At 64.1% G+C, this 1,048-nt stretch carries 1 protein-coding gene; it reads right to left on the reverse strand.

Features of this window, described 5'->3' with window-relative positions; translation table 11 throughout:
• Positions 1–17: 17 nt before the first annotated feature.
• Positions 18–971 carry an IS110 family RNA-guided transposase gene (locus CKO27_RS23875; RefSeq protein ID WP_200377401.1) on the reverse strand — a complete coding sequence of 318 codons (954 nt, stop codon included), beginning with the start codon at positions 969–971 and terminating at the stop codon, positions 18–20.
• Positions 972–1,048: the final 77 nt, after the last annotated feature.

Below are 1,048 nucleotides of genomic sequence, written 5' to 3' on the forward strand. Positions count from 1 at the left end.
AGCAACTGTGTTTCAGGTCAAGCGGTTTTCCCATGAGCAGGATCCCAGTGCGCCTGATCGCGCAGCATGGCGTTGACGATGGTGAGGAGCTTGCGCATGCACGCCACGAGGGCCACCTTGGCGACCTTACCCGCATCGCGCAGTCGGGTGTAGAACGCCTTCAGAACCGGGTTGTAACGCACCGCCGAGAGGGTTGCCATATAGAGCACGTGGCGCACGGGGGCGCGTCCGCCCCACACGCAGCGTCTCCCGTGCCGGGTTCCACTGTCACGATTGAGCGGCGCGACGCCGACCAGGGCGGCGATCTGCTTGCGGTTGAGTTGGCCCAATTCGGGCAAACAGGCGATCAAGGTCAGGATGGTGACGTCCCCGAGCCCCGTGACCTCGCCCAACAGCTCGGCCTTGGCCTGCCAGGCGGGGGAGGCTTCCACCGCCTCGTGCAAGCCCCGCTCGGTGCTCTTCAGGCGCTGTTGCAGCCACTCGATGTGGGCCTTGATGTCTTGGCGCACGGTGGCGTTGCGAGCCGCTTGCAGACGGTTTTTCTCCATCGTCAGCATCTCGACCAGTTGCCGTCGGCGCGCCAACAGGTCCGTCAAGGCCAAGGCGTCGGCCTCGGGCAGCGCCCGTGGCGTCGGCTCGACGGCTTGGGCAAAGCGTGCGAGGACGCGCGCATCGAGACGATCGGTCTTGGCCAGGTAGCCGAGGGCTTGGGCAAAGCGACGGACCTGACGCGGATTGACCACCGCCACGGGCAAGGGCGCGACCATCAGCTCGGCGACCAAGGCGCGTTCGAGCCCACCGGTGGCTTCCAACACGATCAGACGCGGTTGCGCGGGGTGCAGGGTCTCGATCAAGCGTCGGATGCCGTCGGGATCATTCGCGAGCGAGAACGCGTGCTCTGGAGATGAAACGTACACATCCAAGGTTGACTTCGAGACGTCTACACCAACCCAACAGGTTTCAGAATGCATGCTCATCCCTCCCTATACCCCGCCTTGCAGAATCGGGCTTTACGCCCTGGCAACTGTTCGGGTTGTTGAGGAAAACC

It is taken from the genome of Thiocystis violacea, from assembly GCF_016583575.1.
Taxonomy (GTDB): Bacteria; Pseudomonadota; Gammaproteobacteria; order Chromatiales; family Chromatiaceae; genus Thiocystis; species Thiocystis violacea.

Coding starts and splice junctions, on each gene's coding strand:
- CKO27_RS23875 (WP_200377401.1), bottom strand. CDS start 971: ATGCATTCTGAAACCTGTTGGGTTGGTGTAGACGTCTCGAAGTCAACC.